This is a genomic window from Xenorhabdus bovienii, from assembly GCF_024721015.1.
Lineage (GTDB): Bacteria > Pseudomonadota > Gammaproteobacteria > Enterobacterales > Enterobacteriaceae > Xenorhabdus > Xenorhabdus bovienii.
In genome coordinates this window covers 1-478 of record NZ_JANAIF010000320.1, presented here as the reverse complement: position 1 = coordinate 478, position 478 = coordinate 1, and the positions used below count along the sequence as shown (strand labels likewise).

Sequence of the window (478 nt, the reverse complement as noted above, 5' to 3'; positions counted from 1 at the left end):
AGTTTTTCGTGGATTTCTATTGAGCGTGAATAACAAAGGGTTCTTCTTGCCAGCCGCTTGATATGGATGCGCAGATTGAGATTATGCCGTTCGATACGTTGGGTCAAAATTTTTCCCACCAAATGCTTTTCTGGCTCGACTTCTCTGGCGTAACTTCCCCAACCATCGGTCGTGATGAAACGAATATGAAAAGGGGCTAATAAGTCGAGCAGTTTTCTGCAGGTGGCATCTGTTCGAGGACCGAATACATGGGCTATGGCCTGCTTCCTTTTTGTATCAAAAGCATACCAAAGCCAATGACGTTGTTTTTTGTTGCCCACAAAAGACCCCTGTTCATCCAGTTCACAAATGAGGGTGACATCATCATAAACAACCTGCCTTGATGTTACCTGTTTTGGCGACAGTTTTTTAAAGTACGCATTACCGTATTGATACCGATACTTAAAACACGTCCCGTGTCTCTCACACCGGAGCCATT

Annotated in this window: 1 pseudogene; it reads right to left on the bottom strand. The window is 44.4% G+C overall.

Annotated elements, in window-relative coordinates:
* Positions 1-478 (bottom strand): annotated as a pseudogene (locus NXS07_RS20800) (IS1 family transposase); the annotation flags it as partial.